The 16,715-nt window shown below is 42.9% G+C and carries 16 protein-coding genes; 7 read left to right on the top strand and 9 right to left on the bottom strand.

What is annotated here, in order from left to right:
* Positions 1-15: 15 nt before the first annotated feature.
* The 8 genes from EO131_RS04260 to EO131_RS04295 all read right to left on the bottom strand — a co-directional run bounded on the left by EO131_RS04260 (position 16) and on the right by EO131_RS04295 (position 9,121).
* Positions 16-381, bottom strand: a complete 366-nt coding sequence (locus EO131_RS04260) for a response regulator transcription factor (RefSeq protein WP_127019242.1) — start codon at positions 379-381, stop codon at positions 16-18.
* Positions 353-3,064 carry a sensor histidine kinase gene (locus EO131_RS04265; RefSeq protein ID WP_127019244.1) on the bottom strand — a complete coding sequence of 904 codons (2,712 nt, stop codon included), beginning with the start codon at positions 3,062-3,064 and terminating at the stop codon, positions 353-355. Before EO131_RS04265 ends, EO131_RS04260 begins: the two co-directional genes overlap by 29 nt.
* Positions 3,065-3,333: 269 nt before the next feature.
* A complete protein-coding gene (locus EO131_RS04270; protein WP_127019246.1) occupies positions 3,334-5,040 on the bottom strand; it encodes a sodium:solute symporter family protein in 1,707 nt (568 codons plus the stop codon).
* 21 nt (positions 5,041-5,061) lie between these two features.
* Positions 5,062-5,325, bottom strand: coding sequence for a DUF4212 domain-containing protein (locus tag EO131_RS04275; RefSeq protein ID WP_127019248.1), 264 nt, complete (start codon positions 5,323-5,325; stop codon positions 5,062-5,064).
* 18 nt (positions 5,326-5,343) lie between these two features.
* Positions 5,344-6,570, bottom strand: coding sequence for a hypothetical protein (locus EO131_RS04280; RefSeq protein WP_127019250.1), 1,227 nt, complete (start codon positions 6,568-6,570; stop codon positions 5,344-5,346).
* Positions 6,571-6,666: 96 nt separating this feature from the next.
* Positions 6,667-7,080, bottom strand: a complete 414-nt coding sequence (locus EO131_RS04285) for an IS1/IS1595 family N-terminal zinc-binding domain-containing protein (RefSeq protein WP_127019252.1) — start codon at positions 7,078-7,080, stop codon at positions 6,667-6,669.
* A 124-nt stretch (positions 7,081-7,204) separates the two neighbouring features.
* On the bottom strand, positions 7,205-8,152 hold the full coding sequence (locus EO131_RS04290) for a phosphoribosylaminoimidazolesuccinocarboxamide synthase (RefSeq protein WP_127019254.1): 948 nt from the start codon (positions 8,150-8,152) through the stop codon (positions 7,205-7,207).
* Positions 8,153-8,161: 9 nt separating this feature from the next.
* Positions 8,162-9,121 (bottom strand): PhoH family protein, encoded by a 960-nt coding sequence (locus tag EO131_RS04295; protein ID WP_127019256.1) that lies wholly within the window; start codon positions 9,119-9,121, stop codon positions 8,162-8,164.
* A 120-nt stretch (positions 9,122-9,241) separates the two neighbouring features.
* Here EO131_RS04295 and EO131_RS04300 point away from each other — a divergent pair, with 120 nt between their 5' ends.
* From EO131_RS04300 to EO131_RS04330, 7 genes are all read left to right on the top strand, one after another.
* The gene (locus EO131_RS04300) at positions 9,242-10,072 is read left to right on the top strand and encodes an SAM hydrolase/SAM-dependent halogenase family protein (RefSeq protein ID WP_127019258.1); all 831 of its coding nucleotides are present in this window, start codon (positions 9,242-9,244) and stop codon (positions 10,070-10,072) included.
* Positions 10,073-10,375 carry a putative quinol monooxygenase gene (locus EO131_RS04305; RefSeq protein WP_127019260.1) on the top strand — a complete coding sequence of 101 codons (303 nt, stop codon included), beginning with the start codon at positions 10,073-10,075 and terminating at the stop codon, positions 10,373-10,375.
* Positions 10,375-11,106, top strand: a complete 732-nt coding sequence (gene gldF, locus EO131_RS04310) for a gliding motility-associated ABC transporter permease subunit GldF (RefSeq protein WP_127019262.1) — start codon at positions 10,375-10,377, stop codon at positions 11,104-11,106. The genes EO131_RS04305 and gldF overlap by 1 nt, the downstream gene beginning before the upstream one ends.
* A complete protein-coding gene (gene gldG, locus EO131_RS04315) occupies positions 11,106-12,770 on the top strand; it encodes a gliding motility-associated ABC transporter substrate-binding protein GldG (RefSeq protein WP_127019264.1) in 1,665 nt (554 codons plus the stop codon). The genes gldF and gldG overlap by 1 nt, the downstream gene beginning before the upstream one ends.
* Positions 12,771-12,890: 120 nt before the next feature.
* The gene (gene dnaN / locus EO131_RS04320) at positions 12,891-14,009 is read left to right on the top strand and encodes a DNA polymerase III subunit beta (protein ID WP_127019266.1); all 1,119 of its coding nucleotides are present in this window, start codon (positions 12,891-12,893) and stop codon (positions 14,007-14,009) included.
* A gap of 154 nt (positions 14,010-14,163) precedes the next feature.
* Positions 14,164-15,243 (top strand): hypothetical protein, encoded by a 1,080-nt coding sequence (locus EO131_RS04325; RefSeq protein WP_127019268.1) that lies wholly within the window; start codon positions 14,164-14,166, stop codon positions 15,241-15,243.
* A 107-nt stretch (positions 15,244-15,350) separates the two neighbouring features.
* Positions 15,351-16,313, top strand: coding sequence for a GNAT family N-acetyltransferase (locus EO131_RS04330; RefSeq protein WP_127019270.1), 963 nt, complete (start codon positions 15,351-15,353; stop codon positions 16,311-16,313).
* On the opposite strand, the gene EO131_RS04335 is transcribed toward EO131_RS04330, so the two are convergent.
* Positions 16,306-16,665: a DUF4870 domain-containing protein gene (locus EO131_RS04335; RefSeq protein WP_127019272.1), complete on the bottom strand. Its 360-nt coding sequence runs from the start codon at positions 16,663-16,665 to the stop codon at positions 16,306-16,308. The two genes, EO131_RS04330 and EO131_RS04335, sit on opposite strands and share 8 nt — an antisense overlap.
* Positions 16,666-16,715 lie beyond the last annotated feature (50 nt).

Here is a 16,715-nt window from a genome sequence, read left to right on the forward strand (position 1 = left end):
GCATCATTTGAAACTTTACTTGATCATTTCTTCCACGTCGCTGATCACCTTTTTGATGGAAAAGGGTTTGGTCATATAACCGTCCGCTCCCATCTGCATTCCTTTTTCAATATCCTTTTCTTTACTTTTTGCAGAAAGGAACACCACTTTGGTGTCAACGAGTTCTTTGTTTTCCCGTATTAGTTTTAGGGTTTCGTACCCATCCATTTGTGGCATCATAATGTCCAACAAAATGATATTGGGTCGTTCCCGCTCTGCAATATCGAGTGCTTCGGTACCGTCCCTGGCAATGAACACTCCAAAATCCTTCTTTTTGAAAGCATACTCCAACGACATCACTATGTTGGGTTCATCATCCACTATCAATATTTTTTTCTTCATCGTTCTTCGGTAATGTAAAGACCAATCGTGCCCCTTTGTCAAATGTTTTATCGACCCAAATTTTTCCTTTGTGGCCTTCTATTATTTTTTTACAAATGGCCAACCCCAAACCACTGCCTTGGGGCTTCTTGATGTTTTGGTTCTTCGATTGATAAAATTTTTCAAAAATGAAACCCTGATCTTCCTGGGGAATCCCCCTGCCATTGTCTTCAACAACAACAGCAAAAGCACTTCCTTGATCTTCGAGATCAATTTTTATGGTTCCATTGCGTGGTTCCGTAAATTTAAGGGAATTCGATAGGAGATTCGTCAATACCTGCAAAATTCGGTCTTCGTCATAGGGAATCTCCACCTTTTCACTACCCTTGAACTTGATCTTCACCTCCTTTTTGGCCGCAATTTGCTCTACCCCTTTAATGGCCTTTTTAATGGTTTTGTTGATGTTGTGAATTCTTATATCCAACTCCGTCCTGTCATTGGACAGTTTTTCCAAATCCAGAATGTTCCGGATCAAGGTGTCCAACCTGTCGGTATCCCTATTGATGTTCTCCAAAAATTGCTTGCGAAGTTCCGTGGGCATATCTTCATCCACCAAGACTTCTGAAGCGGCTTTTATGGAGGTGACCGGCGTTTTGAGCTCGTGGGCAACCGTATCGAGGAATTCGTCCTTCATTTTATCCTGCAATCGGAGTTCCTCATTGGCATCCTTTAATTGATGGGCCATGGCCGAGAGCTGTTCCGATTTTTCGATCAACAGTTTATTGTTGGCCTTCGTCTCTTTGTTCTCTTCCAAAATGTTGAGGACTTCCACCAAACTGATCGGGGTCTCCTTGGACACCGAAGACAACAGGATTTTTGCAGAAGCACCGCCAATACTTCCTGTGAGCAGTTTCTCTGAGAAGTTGATCAATCGGGCATCCGCCTTTTCCTCTGTTTCGGCGATATTGTACTTACGGTTGAAAAGACGCAGTGCCCTGTTGGTGCGATCCTCGCCCAAAAACCGACTCAATAATCGTTTAATGTCCGCCACATACGCTTCTCCCTTCCAGATAAATGCTCCTTCTTGAAGGTTCTCATAATTTTCATGGTTCACGAACATTTCAGCATAGTTACGTTCCCTATAGTTACCTTTAGTTCGCAATGAAAAAGTAACAAAAGACAGGGTATTGGCTGCCATGCTCCACAGAAATGCATTGCTCTCCGGGGTTAAATAATCCAACCCGAACAGTTGGGCAGGTCGTAACCAAGAATAACCGAACAACCCTTCTTCCACAAACTTTACATTGGGCATGACCACTTGGCTGATGATTGGCAACAACAACGTGTAGAACACAATGGCCAACCCGACCAAAATGCCAATTTCAGCTCCCTTCGCCGTTCCCCTTCTCCAAGTCAACCCCAAGAAAAATGACGGGGCCAACTGGGAAATCATCACAAAGGAGATCAAACCTATTGAGTATAGGGAGAGTTGGGCCGAGAACGTCACGTAGAAAAAATAGGCAATGATGATCAGCATAAAAATGGCCACGCGCCTTAAATTTTTGATCCGCTTTGTATTTTCTTCCGGATTGCCTTCGACCAAGGTCTTGATGAAGCCATACGGAATTACCACGTTATTGCTCACCATGGTGGAAAGGGCCAAAGTGGCCACAACAATCATGGAAATGACAGCGGTAAAGCCACCGATGAAAACCATAAGGGCCAGGGCCGTATTTCCTTCCTTAAGTGGTAACAACAGGGAATAATAATCATGGTTCACCCCATTGGGCAAGCCAATATTCCCCGCCCAAGCAATAAAAATGACAAAAACATTGAAGAGCAAAAGGTACAATGGGAACAACCATATTGCCTTTTTCAGATAGCGTTCGTTGTCGTTTTCAACCACGGCCACATGAAACTGTCGAGGCAACAGGAAAATCGCAAAAAACGAGAGACAAATGGTAAACAACCAATTAAAACCGTTTTCCAAACCGCCCAGTTGGGTCAGTTGATCAAAATTGACAAAATTGGATGCCTTTTGGTATAAATCGGTTGTGCCATCGAACAATACATAGGTCACGTAAACCCCTATGACCAGAAAAAACACCAATTTTAAAATGGATTCAAAGGCTACTGTGGCAATAATTCCCTTTTTGTGTTGTGAGGTGTCCGTGGACAATGTACCATAAAAAGCAACAAATACAGCAATAAGTAAAGCAATGTAAAAAGTTGAATCGTCCAGAAAGCCGGACGACACATAGCTGTTTTCCGAAGACATCAGTGAAAAGGTTTCAGACACTGCCTTTAACTGCAAAGAAATGTATGGAATAACCGCCATTAAACAGGTTATGGTCACCAAGGCTCCCAAGGATCTATTGTTGCCATATCGCATGGAGATAAAATCCGCGATACTGGAAATCTTATGCTGTTTGGAAATGCGAATGACCTTCCGCATGATGACAATCCAAAGTGGTAGTGCAATTACAGGCCCCAAATAAATGGCCAAAAAACTGATGCCTGACCTTGATGCAATACCCACACTTCCGTAGTAGGTCCAAGCAGTACAATAGACTGCCAACGACAACGTATAGACATAGGGATTGTTCGTCCATTTGCCCCTTGGATTTTTTTCAGCAAAATAGGCCAACACAAAGAGCATGGCCAAATACATCACAATAACAAGTCCGATTGCGTAATTACTCATAGAACTTTCTTAAAATGATGTACGCCAGTATGATGGCAACCAACCAGGTTAAGAAAAGGAAAACATAAAGCACTGGAAAACCCATGAATTGGGTATCACCATCAAAAATGGTTATAAAGGGAACGTTCCATAAAAAAAATAGAACAATCGAAATTACAATCAGCTTCTGTTGATGCCTTTTCTTCATTTTTCAGTGATTCGTTGGCTCTTCAATTTACAAAAAACGGTGCGGAAATTTAATCCCGCACCGCTTATCACAACCAACTAAATTAATGTGCCGATGCTTCACCTGCACCGCTAGGTATTCTTATGTGCTCCACTATGTCCTGAACTTCTTCAGGTGGTTCTGGAGTAAATCGGTTTACCACCAAGGCCACCGCAAAGTTGACCAACATGGCTATGGTACCAAAGCCTTCTGGTGAAATACCGAACCACCACTTATCCTGAAGGCCGGCTACGGCTTCTTTTCCACCGTCAAATATGCCAAACTTGAACTTGAGCATGTAGAAGAGCATCAGGGATATACCCACGATCATTCCCGTTATGGCTCCCTTGCTGTTCATTTTCTTATAGAAAATTCCAAGGATAATGGCCGGGAAGAACGATGCTGCCGCGAGTCCAAAGGCCAGTGCCACCACCGCGGCCACAAAGCCGGGAGGATTGATACCGAAGTACCCTGCAATTACCACAGCAACTGCTGCCGAAATACGGGCGGCCCACAATTCTCCTTTTTCGGAAAGTTCCGGGTTGAAAACATTTTTGATCAAATCATGGGAAATCGATGAAGAAATTACCAAAAGTAATCCGGCGGCTGTTGAAAGGGCTGCTGCCAAACCTCCAGCGGCTACCAAGGCAATCACCCAAGCTGGCAGATTGGCAATTTCAGGATTGGCCAATACCATGATATCACGATCTACGGTCAACTCATTGATTTCCGGAGCACCCACATATTGAATCTTGCCGTCTCCATTCTTGTCCTCATATTTCAACAATCCCGTTTCTTCCCAGTTCTTGAACCATTGTGGCATGTTGGCATATTCTTGCTCACTTGCCGTTTCGATCAGGTTGGTACGTGCAAATACAGCAACCGCTGGCGCAGTGGTGTAAAGAATGGCGATCAACAATAGGGCCCATCCAGCAGACTTTCGTGCATCTTTAACCCGTTTTACGGTAAAGAACCTGACAATTACGTGTGGTAGACCCGCTGTACCGACCATCAAAGCTAAGGTAATGGCAAAAACATCCACCATTTTTTTAGATCCATCCGTATATTCCGCAAATCCCAATTCTCGGCTAAGTCCGTCCAATTTATCCAACAGATATGTACCATCGGCCACGGTGCTTCCCATGCCCAATTGTGGAATGGGGTTACCTGTCATTTGAAACGAAATGAAAATGGCAGGAACCATAAAGGCAAAGATCAACACGCAATATTGTGCCACCTGGGTATAGGTAATTCCTTTCATTCCACCCAAAACGGCGTAGAACAATACGATGACCATACCGATGATCACCCCAGTGGAGATATCAACCTCCAAGAACCGGGAGAACACGATGCCCACTCCGCGCATTTGTCCTGCCACATAGGTAAAGGAAACGATCAAGGCACAGATAACGGCAACAATTCGAGCTGTTTTTGAATAATAACGCTCCCCAATGAAATCCGGAACCGTAAATTTTCCGAATTTCCGTAGATAGGGCGCCAAGAGCAGTGCGAGGAGCACGTAGCCCCCTGTCCAACCCATTAAATACACCGCCCCATCATACCCGGCAAAGGCAATGATCCCCGCCATGGAGATGAATGATGCTGCCGACATCCAGTCGGCCGCGGTGGCCATTCCATTGGCCAATGGGGAAACCCCACCACCAGCAACGTAATATTCTTTGGTAGAGCCCGCTTTGGACCAAATGGCGATGCCAATGTAAAGCGCGAAGGTGATGCCCACCAGTAGATATGTCCATACTTGTACACTCATAATCTTAGTTTTTTTAGTTGGTTAATCTTCGTCGTAGCCGTATTTCTTGTCCAGCTTGTTCATTAAGCGCACGTAGACAAAAATGAGGATGACAAATACATAGATTGATCCTTGTTGTGCGAACCAAAACCCGAGTTTGAATCCGCCCAAGCGAATGTTGTTCAAAGCATCCTTGAAGAGAATGCCGGCTCCGTAGGAGACCAAGAACCAGATGGTCAACAGAATGACCAAATATCTTAGGTTCTCTTTCCAATAGGCCGTGGCCTTTTGCTGTTTTTCTGACATAATTTGTTGGTTTAGTTTTTATAAATAGATGTGTGCTTGCAATGTAATGACTCCCGTACCATCCGCGCTGCCCACTTTGGAGTTGGCGTACTCCAGGGTCAACTTGGAATGGTGTCCGGTCATGAACAGGTTGGCACCGATGCCCAATCGTGTCGCATTATCATCAATGGCATCAATGTTCCTAGTTTGATAGGATAAATAAGGCTGTACGCGAGATTTGGTGGCAGGTCCCGGAATCAAATACCCTACATGGCCATAAACCATGTTCCCTGTACCATAAGGACCCAAGTTAAAGTTACGACCATAATCGTTATTTTGATACACGGCATAGGCAGTTATTGCAGAACCGTCATCACCAAGTGGTGCATCGTAAAAGGCATCCACTGCAAAAATGTTCACATCTTCACCTTCCATGTTTCCGGTGCCGTCCATCACGACCACACCGTTTCTATGGTTCAGGAATCCAGCTCCAATGTTGAATACCTTTTTGCTGCCCAAATAAGAACCGACCTTGTAAGGTAGGAAGTTGGACTCCTCATCCAAGAAATGATAATCGAAATAACCTTGCACCACTTTTCCTGCCTCACCGGCGCCCAACAATTCCCGGCCTCGATACACCGCTCTTCCGTTTGGTGTGGGGTCGTTACTGGCATCCAAGGTATTTGTAATGGCCTCGTTATAAGAAACGCGATATTGCAATCGTCCCAACTTTCCTTTTAAATACACGCCTAAATGTCGGGCAAATTGGTCACTAAGACCCAAGGCTGCCCAGGATTGGCGGTTATTGTCGAGGGTCATGAAGTTTAGGGTACTACTATTGTTCAAACGGGAAATACCGTTCCAGTAGTGTAGCCCTGCCCCTGCGGAAACGTTCTTCCCCAATGTCCATTCGCCCCAGAAATCGTGAAAGAACAATTGGGAAGACTCCCCTTTTCCCGTTGGGCTCAAATTGCTTCCGTTCAAGCTGTTGAGTCCAAAATGGGTCAGGATCAAGAATTTTTTGTTCAATTGGGTAAAGGTAAGCACCCTTGCACGCCTAACACTTAGGTTAAGGTTGCTGGCGTCGTCGGGGACATCGTCACTGTACTGGGCCCAAAATTGCCCCCATGCGATGATACGAAGATACTTGGAGCCATCTTCGTTAAAATTGATCTTGTAACCACCGGTGTATTCGGTGTTCCCTTGTGAAAATGCTGTTGGAATGGTCAAAAGAACAAACGCCATTCCGAGAAGGATTTTTTTCATTTCAGTTTGGATGTTAGAGAGTTATGTGCCTTACGAACATCCAAAAAAAATCTACTGAACGAAAAAAGGATATACCTTTTTGCTAATTTTGTATAGTTAATCCTTGAAGCGATCCCATTTAATGAGCATGAACTTATCCCCCAACTCAGTCACCAACTGACCTGCACCTTTCAGATTATCGGGGTTTTGAAAATATTTCTGCAGCTCACTATAATTCAGGATTCGATAGGTGGGATGGTACTTGGAGTTGTAGGGACGTTTGATGTTGTATTTCCGTACCCAGTTCATAACCGATACATGGGAAACGCCGAGAATACGTTCGATTTCCCGGTAGGTCAACCCCTCCAAATACAATTGAAGTGCCTTATTGACAAAGTAGTCATCAATCTGTTTGCCCAGTTTGGGTACCGTGAAATAATAACCGCAGGATTTGCACTTATAGCGCTGTCTGTCTTTGATTACCCCCGCCTTGGTGAATTCAGTAGATGAACAATTCGGACAACTTTGCATAATGGATATACTTATTTAGCATAAATATACCATTTTAGCATGATTATTTTACAAAAAATTGGATTTAAAACAGTGAAAACAATAAAAACACCACGCAATAATTGAGGAGAGCGCAATTTTTACCCTATTTGGACAAATAAGCCATAATATTCTTATAAATACGCTCCTGCAATTGGGAAATATCACTTTTTTCAAAAGATTCGCCCGTAATATTTTCATACAATTCAATGTAACGATTGGAAACAGAAGTTATATAGTCGTCGGACATTTCGGGTACCGTTTGCCCTTCCAATCCTTGAAATCCATTGGAAATGAGCCATTGCCGCACAAATTCCTTGGAAAGTTGTTTTTGGGCCTCTCCCCTTTCCTGACGCTCGGCATACCCATCTGCATAAAAGTATCTGGAAGAATCGGGGGTGTGGATTTCATCGATCAATACGATTTCCCCATCCTTGGTTTTGCCGAATTCATATTTTGTATCCACCAAGATCAAGCCACGCTTTGCGGCAATTTCGGTACCCCGTTGAAATAGGGCCCTTGTATATTTTTCCAACACTTCATAATCGGCTGGAGCAACAATACCTCGTTTAAGTATATCTTCTTTGGAAATATCTTCGTCATGATCCCCTTTTTCCGCCTTGGTGGCAGGGGTAATGATGGGTTCCGGAAATTTATCGTTTTCCTTCATCCCTTCGGGCATAGGTACTCCACACAACATGCGTTTACCCGCTTTGTACTCCCTGGCTGCATGACCGGAAAGATAGCCCCGTATCACCATTTCCACCTTAAAGGGCTCACAGGCTTTACCCACTGCAACATTGGGGTCTGGTGTTGCCAATAACCAATTGGGGACAATGTCCTCGGTATCTTTCATCATTTTGGTGGCAATCTGGTTCAAGATCTGCCCCTTGTATGGAATCCCCTTGGGCATGACCACATCAAAAGCCGAAAGTCGGTCAGTGGCCACCATCACCAAAACATCATTTTCCAAGGTGTACACTTCCCTCACCTTGCCCTTATATACCGATTTTTGTCCAGGAAAGTTGAAATCCGTGGACATTAACGTATTCATTCCCATAATTTAAAATTGATTTTGGTGCTCGATGTTCTTATAGGCATCGATAACCTTTTTCACCAATTTGTGACGGATCACATCCTTATCATCCAAATAAATGATACTGATCCCTTCCACATTCTTCAAGATCAACAAGGCTTCCTTCAAGCCGGATATCACCCTTCTGGGCAAATCGATCTGGCCTGGATCACCAGTCAACAAGAATTTGGCATTCTTCCCCATCCGGGTCAAGAACATCTTCATTTGCGCGTGGGTGGTATTCTGGGCTTCGTCCAATATCACAAAGGCATTGTCCAAGGTGCGTCCACGCATAAAGGCCATTGGCGCAATCTGAATGGTACCATCCTCAATATATTTGGCCAATTTTTCGGCGGGTATCATATCCCGAAGCGCATCATACAAAGGCTGCATGTAGGGGTCGAGTTTTTCTTTAAGATCACCGGGCAAGAAGCCAAGGTTTTCTCCTGCTTCCACTGCTGGACGCGTAAGAATGATTCGCCTCACCTGTTTTTCCTTCAAGGCTTTCACGGCCAAAGCCACCCCTGTGTAGGTCTTTCCTGTACCTGCCGGACCAATGGCGAAGACCATATCGTCCTTTTTACAGGCATCCACCACTTTACGTTGGTTGGCAGTCTGGGCTTTGATCAGTCTTCCACTGACCCCATGCACCAAGACATCGCCACTGCTTTGGGAGGAGGTATATTCTTCTTGGCTGGAACTGGTCAAGATGCGTTCGATCATGTTCTCATCCAACTTATTGTACTTGGCAAATTGTCCCGTTATTTCATCAAAGCGCTTGTCGAATTCCTCCAAGAGTTCTTCGTCACCATATACTTTGATCTTGTTGCCCCTGGCCACAATCTTTAGTTTTGGGAAATATTTTTTGAGCAGCTCGATATTGGCGTTTTGCTGTCCAAAAAAATCCTGGGGACTGATGTCTGTAAGTTCTATTATTAGTTCGTTCAAAAAAAGTGAGGTGTTACAGTTGTTTTTGAAGAATCGTGTTCTTTCTTTTTTAATTAATTTTACCACACAAACTTAACCAAAAATCAATTTGAGGGCAGAAAAACATATCAACAGTATTGCATGGCAATCATAACCTTAACCACAGATTTTGGCTACAAAGATCACTTTGTAGGTGCGGTAAAAGGGGCCATTTTGAACAATCTCCCCGACGCGCGTATTGTTGATATTTCCCATGCCATCAGTCCATTTAACATTCAGGAGTGTGCCTACATCCTTAAAAACGCCTACACTTCCTTTCCGAAGGGTTCGGTTCATATTGTGGGGGTGGATTCCGAAATTTCCCCGGAAAACCAACATATCGTGGTTTTGGTGGACGGCCATTATTTCATTAGTGCCAACACCGGAGTCATTTCCTTGATCACCTCAGAAATCAAACCGGAAAAGGTGGTGGAAATACAGTTGCCAAATGTCCAAGTCGATGCCTTTCCGGAGCAGCATATTTTTGTGCCCGTTGCATGCCATATAGCCCGTGGTGGTAAATTGGAGGTGATTGGCAGACCGTTCCATGAACTTCGGGAGCTTCGCGAATTTGAACCCCGTGTCATCAACGAAGGAAAGACAATTTCTGGAAATGTGATCTACATTGACAACTATGGCAACGTTGTCACCAATATCCAAAAAAATCTGTTTGAGGCCTACAGAAATGGCAGAAACTACGAGATCATTGCCCGAACCACGAAGATCAAGGAGGTGCATCAGAGTTACAACGGTATCATTAATTTTAGCCTAGACCGTGTGCAGCGAAAGGGACCCGGCGATGCCTTGGCCCTGTTCAACTCTGCGGGGTATATTGAGTTAGCCATATACAAAAGTGACCTGAATACGGTGGGCGGTGCCTCTACCCTACTTGGATTGAATTATCGGGACACAGTAACCATAAATTTCCAGTAAATGCTGATACGCATCGTAAAACTGACTTTTAAACCCGAAAATATTCCTAGTTTTGAGCAAATCTTTAATGCATCAAAAAACGGAATATTGGCTTTTGATGGCTGCAACATGGTGGAATTGTACCAGGATATCAATAATCCCTGTATCTTTTTCACCTATAGTTTTTGGGACAAGGCGTCGGATTTGGAACACTACCGAAATTCTGAATTTTTTAAAACGGTTTGGGGCAAGACCAAAAAACTGTTCGCCGATAAACCCGAAGCATGGAGCGTCAATAGATTACAAACTACAAACCCATCTTAATGTTTGCAATTTTTAAGAGAGAGGTACGATCCTTTTTTACTTCCCCTATCGGTTATTTGATCGTGGGGTCCTTTTTATTGCTGAATGGTCTGTTTCTCTGGGTATTTCGAGGAACTTATAACATCTTCGATTACGGTTTTGCCGATTTGGGGAACTTCTTTTTGCTGGCCCCCTGGATTTTTATCTTTCTGGTTCCTGCCATCACCATGAAAAGTTTTTCGGAAGAGCGGAAAATGGGCACGCTGGAGTTGTTGCTCATCAAACCCATTTCGGTTTGGAATTTGGTGCTCGGTAAATTTTGGGGCGCTTTTCTGTTGTGTGTCATTGCCGTTGTTCCAACCATCATTTATGTGTTTGCCATATCGAGTCTTGGGATGATTTCCGGAAATTATGATTTGGGTGTTGTTTTGGGATCTTATTTTGGACTGCTGTTTTTGATTGGCAGCTATACCGCCATCGGCATTTTTGCCTCTACCCTTTCGGATAACCAGATCATTTCATTTTTGGTCGGTATTTTGATTGTCTTTTTGATCTTTAACGGATTCGATGCCCTGTCATCACTTTTTAGCGATGGGGAAACACAACAATTGTTGCAACGTTTTGGTGCAAAATCCCATTTTGATAGTATTGCAAGGGGAGTGATCGATACAAGGGATTTGGTGTATTTTATTTCACTTACCCTATTGTTCCTCTACTTGACCTACCAACGTTTAAACCAATTGCCTAGATAATGGGGAAATTTCTTGTATCCATGCTGAAGGCCTTCATTGCCATCTTGTTGCTGAACCTATTGGCCGGTTTTATATACACTCGCTTCGACCTAACCGAAGACCGAAGGTACACACTATCCGAACCTGCCGTGGAAGTGGCGCAAAAATTTGATGGACCGGTAATCATCGATATTTTGTTGGATGGGAACATTCCTGCCGAATTCTCTAAACTGAAATCGGAAACGGTACAGTTGATGGAGTCGTTCGTGGCAAAGAACAAGAATATCAGCTACAATCTCATCGATCCCTTGGAAGATGAAACCAAAGCCCAAGAGACCATTGCCCAACTCCAAAGCCTTGGATTGCAGCCCGCCAATGTCACAGTGGAGGAAAATGGCAAGGTTTCGAACGAATTGGTGTTTCCTTGGGCCATGGTCAATTACAACGACCAAACGGTTAAGGTGCCATTGCTAAAAAATAAACTGGGATCCAATTCCGAGGAACGGATCAACAATTCGGTGCAACAGTTGGAATATGCCTTTGCCGATGCCTTTACCAAATTGAGCATTACCGAGAAGAAGAGTATCGCGGTGATAAAGGGCAACGGCGAATTGGACGACATTTTTATTGCCGATTATTTGACCACCATTCGCGATTATTACAATATTGGGGCATTTACGTTGGATTCTGTGGCGAGTAATCCCCAAAAAGTGCTGGATCAATTGAACGATTTTGATCTGGCCTTGATCGCCAAACCCACACAACCCTTTACCGATGCTGAAAAATATGTGATGGACCAATTCATTGTCCAAGGGGGCAAATCCCTGTGGTTGGTAGATCAAGTGGCCATGGAAATGGACAGTATTTATGCCGGTGGCGGTAGTGCCATTGCATTGCCCAGGGAACTGAACCTAAAGGACTTTTTCTTCAGTTACGGGGTTCGTATCAATCCAGTTCTGGTGAACGACCTTTACTTTACCCAAATTGTTTTGGCCACTGGTGAAGGCAACGATTCCCAGTACAACCCCTTGCCATGGTACTATAACCCTATGGTGTTCTCGCGAAACGACCATCCGATAAACACCAACATGGAGGCCGTACGGTATCAGTTTACAAGCCCTATCGAAGTCTTGGAAAACGATTATACCAAAACAGTGTTGTTGCGCAGTTCGCCGTTATCAAAGACCGATGGCATTCCTCGGGAAATCAGCTTGGATATTCTGAATCAACAACCGGACCAATCCACCTATACCAGTGGTAATCAACCCTTGGCCGTTCTTATTGAAGGAGATTTTTCTTCCATGTATAAAAATAGGATTAAACCACTGGACTTGAATGGAGCCTCAGAAAACGGTCCGGCCAACAAAATGATCGTGATTTCGGATGGGGATGTCATCAAAAACCAGCTTCGTAATGGACGCCCCTTGGAATTGGGCTATGATAAATGGACCAGTAGTTTTTACGGCAACAAGGAATTTTTAGTGAACTGCACCAATTATCTGTTGGACAATACAGGTTTGATCAACATTAGGAACAAGCGAGTCTCCATACCCCTGCTCGATGTGAAAAAAATTACTGACCAACGAACCAAATGGCAGTTGATAAACATTGGCCTACCAGTAGTGTTGACCCTTGCATTTGGTCTGTTTTTCAGCTATTACCGAAAGCAGAAATTCAGCGGTTAGCTGTTGATAAATTTGTTTCTTTGCTAATACCATTTAAAATATATTTGCTTTTATCGATTTTAATCGCCCAGTTTATGGGAATATAAACGGTTTGGGCGCCAATTCTAAAGAATTTCTTTGATGAAGTTTATTGTATCCAGTACCTATTTATTGAAACAGTTGCAAGTTTTGGGAGGAGTTATCAACAATAGCAACACCTTACCCATCTTGGACAACTTTTTGTTCGACCTGAAGAAAAATCAATTAACGGTCTCCGCCTCCGATTTGGAAACGACCATGAGTTCCGTGCTTGAGGTAGATTCCGATTCTGAAGGTATGATTGCGGTGCCCGCCAGGCTTCTATTGGAGACCTTGAAAACATTCCCTGAACAACCTTTGACTTTCGTGGTTGAGGACAACAATACCGTGGAAATTAGTTCCAACCATGGTAAATACGCCCTGGCGTACGCTGATGGTGCGGAGTTTCCCAAAGCGGTGGAGGTTTCCAATCCGAGTTCCACCACCTTGTTGGGCGATATTTTGGCCACGGCCATTAATAAAACCATTTTTGCAGCGGGCAACGATGACCTTCGCCCTGTGATGAGCGGTGTATTTTTTCAATTTTCACCAGAGAACCTTACGTTCGTGGCCACCGACGCCCATAAATTGGTAAAATACCAACGTCAGGATGTTTCTGCATCCGAGGTGGCAGAATTCATTATGCCCAAAAAACCGTTGAACCTATTGAAGGGCATTTTGTCGGGTTCCGAATCCGAAGTGACCATTGAGTACAACGATAGCAATGCCAAATTCATTTTTGACGATACCGAATTGATTTGCCGTTTGATTGATGGAAAGTATCCTAATTACGAAGCGGTAATTCCAAAGGAAAATCCAAACAAATTGACCATTTCCCGGAACCAATTTCTAAGTTCCGTTCGAAGGGTCTCCATATTCTCCAACAAAACCACCCACCAGATAAGACTAAAGATTGCAGGCGCTGAGCTCAATATTTCCGCAGAGGATGTGGACTATAGCAATAAGGCTGAAGAAAGGCTATCCTGCTCCTACCAAGGCGATGACATGCAGATTGGTTTCAATTCCCGATTTTTGGTTGAAATGCTCAACAATTTATCTTCAGACGATGTTTCTTTAGAGATGAGCCTGCCCAACAGGGCCGGCATCCTTACTCCTATTGATGGTTTGGATGAAGGGGAGCACGTGACCATGTTGGTGATGCCCGTAATGTTAAACAACTAGGATATTTCCTACACATAAAACGCTGGTTCTCAAAGTTTCCAGAATTTGGATACCATTAATCGATGTTTCTTTTCGTTCAACGGAATTAAAGCAATTAAGGTTCAGTTTTGCATAATTTTAACGAATTAACGTTAGAAACCTTAAACCATTGAACATGAAAAAATTAACACTAGCTGTAATTGCGATTTTTGCACTCACCTTAAATTCTTGCCAAGTAGAACCGGTTGGCGACGAGAATTTGAGTAGCGTGGATGCCAAAAGCAAAGTTGCCAAAAACAGTAACTCCGTTGCATTTGATTATTCACAGGATTGTGCCAAATCTGAGGCCATTCTGTATGCAGGCCAGACCATGGAAGTTGGTAAATTAACTGTGATCGAAGAAGGTGACAATTATATTATCACCTATGAAATTACCAATTCCGATTGGTGCATTACTTCAACACACCTATCCGTTGTAAATACTCCAGAAGATTTTCCAATGACCCCGAACGGGAACCCAAAAAATGGAAATTTTGAATACAATGATTCCTACGACTGTGTGAAAACGGTTACCTACGAAGTTCCAACAAGCAAGGGTCCATATATAGCTGCCCATGCTGATGTGGAATGTGTTACCAATTCACCGGAGACCATTACGGCCAATTTGCCTGAAACAGTGGAATTCTGTACTGTTAACCAAGGGCCCGATGCGTATTTGAACATCACCATCGCCGAAGGTGGTTTGGCGGGCAGTTATGGTGCATGGTGTATAGACAACGACTCACCGATTCGTCTTAACAACTGCTATACTGCCAATGTTTACTCACTTAACGACGAATTACCTGAAGGGGCATTTGAATATCCTGAAAACTTTGGATTGGTGAATTGGTTGTTGAATCAGACCATTGTTGGTGAGTTGAGCCCTTCCACTGCTACAGCTTATACCTATGGTGACTTGCAATTTGCCATTTGGAAATTATTGGATGACATTGAAGATGAGGATTGTGAGGAATGCAGCCTTGGTGGCTTTACACCCGCCCATGTGGATGAGTTGGTAGCACTGGCTTTGGAGAATGGTTCAGATTTTACCGCAGAATGTGGCGATGTAACTGGAGTAATCCTTATTTCTGAGGGAGTACAACCTTTGATCATTCCAACTCCATTAAATTGTAGCCCATGTGATGAAACTGCCTGGGCCGATGGATGTGATTTCCCAGGAGGAAACTGGGCCACTTACTTTGAATTTTCGAATTAAGAATTCATATATATCATTACCTAAAAAGGGGCATTGTAAACTATGTCCCTTTTTTATATTTTTAATTCAATACCCAATAGCAATCACATTTTTGAATACATCAGTTTATGGGAATTCCCAAAATAAAGAGCCATAGCTTTTACTTTGATTTTTTTGAAAAAGGCAAACTCCCCGAATTTTATTCTGAAATTAAAAATGTACCAAAGGAATACGTAAGTCCAAATCGAGATTTGGACAATGACATACATATTGTTAATTGTATTCCACCATTTGTACTTCAAGACCAAAAAGCCCTAAAAAATGGACTAAAAGCATTTACAAAAACTTATCGGCTTGGTTATGCCATGTATCTTCCAGAGTTCACAAACGCCAATGATTTTTTACGAAACCAATTGGGCAAAAAACCATTCAAAAACTTAAGACAGGATTACCAGCGCCTAAAACGTGATCATAATGTTCAAGTCAAAATCTATTTTGGTGAAATAGACCGCAAAATCTACGAAGAACTGTTCATTAAGCTTGAGGAATTCATCCATAGTAGATTCACCAAGAACAATCGAAAGCATTTTGCGCTTACAAAGTGGTCATTTTATAAAGAGACCGTTTATCAAGATATTCATGATAAAAAGGCATCCTTTTTTGTTGTTTACAGCGATTCTGAACCTATTGCCATTTCGTTAAGCTATCATTTCAGAAATGTAATGTTTGCTGCAGTTACTTCCTTTAACAATACGTACAACCACTATAGTTTGGGCAGGCAAATGTTTGTGGAACAAATCAATTGGTGTTACCAAAACGGCATTGAACTATTGGATACAGGATGGGGCGAATTTGACTACAAGATGAAATTTTCCAACGCCGTTTATCAATATCATACTCAAGTCATTTATCCTGAAAGGAATACAATATCAAAAATGGCTTCCTACATCATAAGTACAATCATGATGCTTAAAAGCAAAGTATCGACATTCTATCATTTAGGGTGTAAATCGTATAAAAAACTGTTTACAGAACGATTGGTTAAACTTGAGAATTTCTTGATTGCATCTGAAAATAGTGATCCTATATAAACCGTATTGTCATAAAATAGGAAGGTGATTCCCCATTCGCTGCTTTTACTGCATTGACAATGGGTAAGATAAAACCTATAACTGCGGTTGCAATAAGAGTCAAAATTCCCAATCCAAGAAGCAAAATAGCAGGAATGCTTATAATGATATAAAGGATGAGGCTCAATTGAAAATTGATGATCGACTTTCCGTGTTCATTCATTCCTTCTACCCTATCCTTGGAAGATAACCAAAGAATCAAAGGAACAATAAGGCTTCCGAAGCCTATGGCATAACCCAATAACTGGGTAAGGTGCGTAATGGCAAGCAAGGTATTGTCCGTACGTACTACTTTTTCATTTATAACTTCCATTTTTGATTGATTTTGATGATTCAACTTATCAGTATACAATTCGCTAATAA

It is taken from the genome of Flagellimonas beolgyonensis, assembly GCF_003992615.1.
GTDB classification, from domain to species: domain Bacteria; phylum Bacteroidota; class Bacteroidia; order Flavobacteriales; family Flavobacteriaceae; genus Flagellimonas; species Flagellimonas beolgyonensis.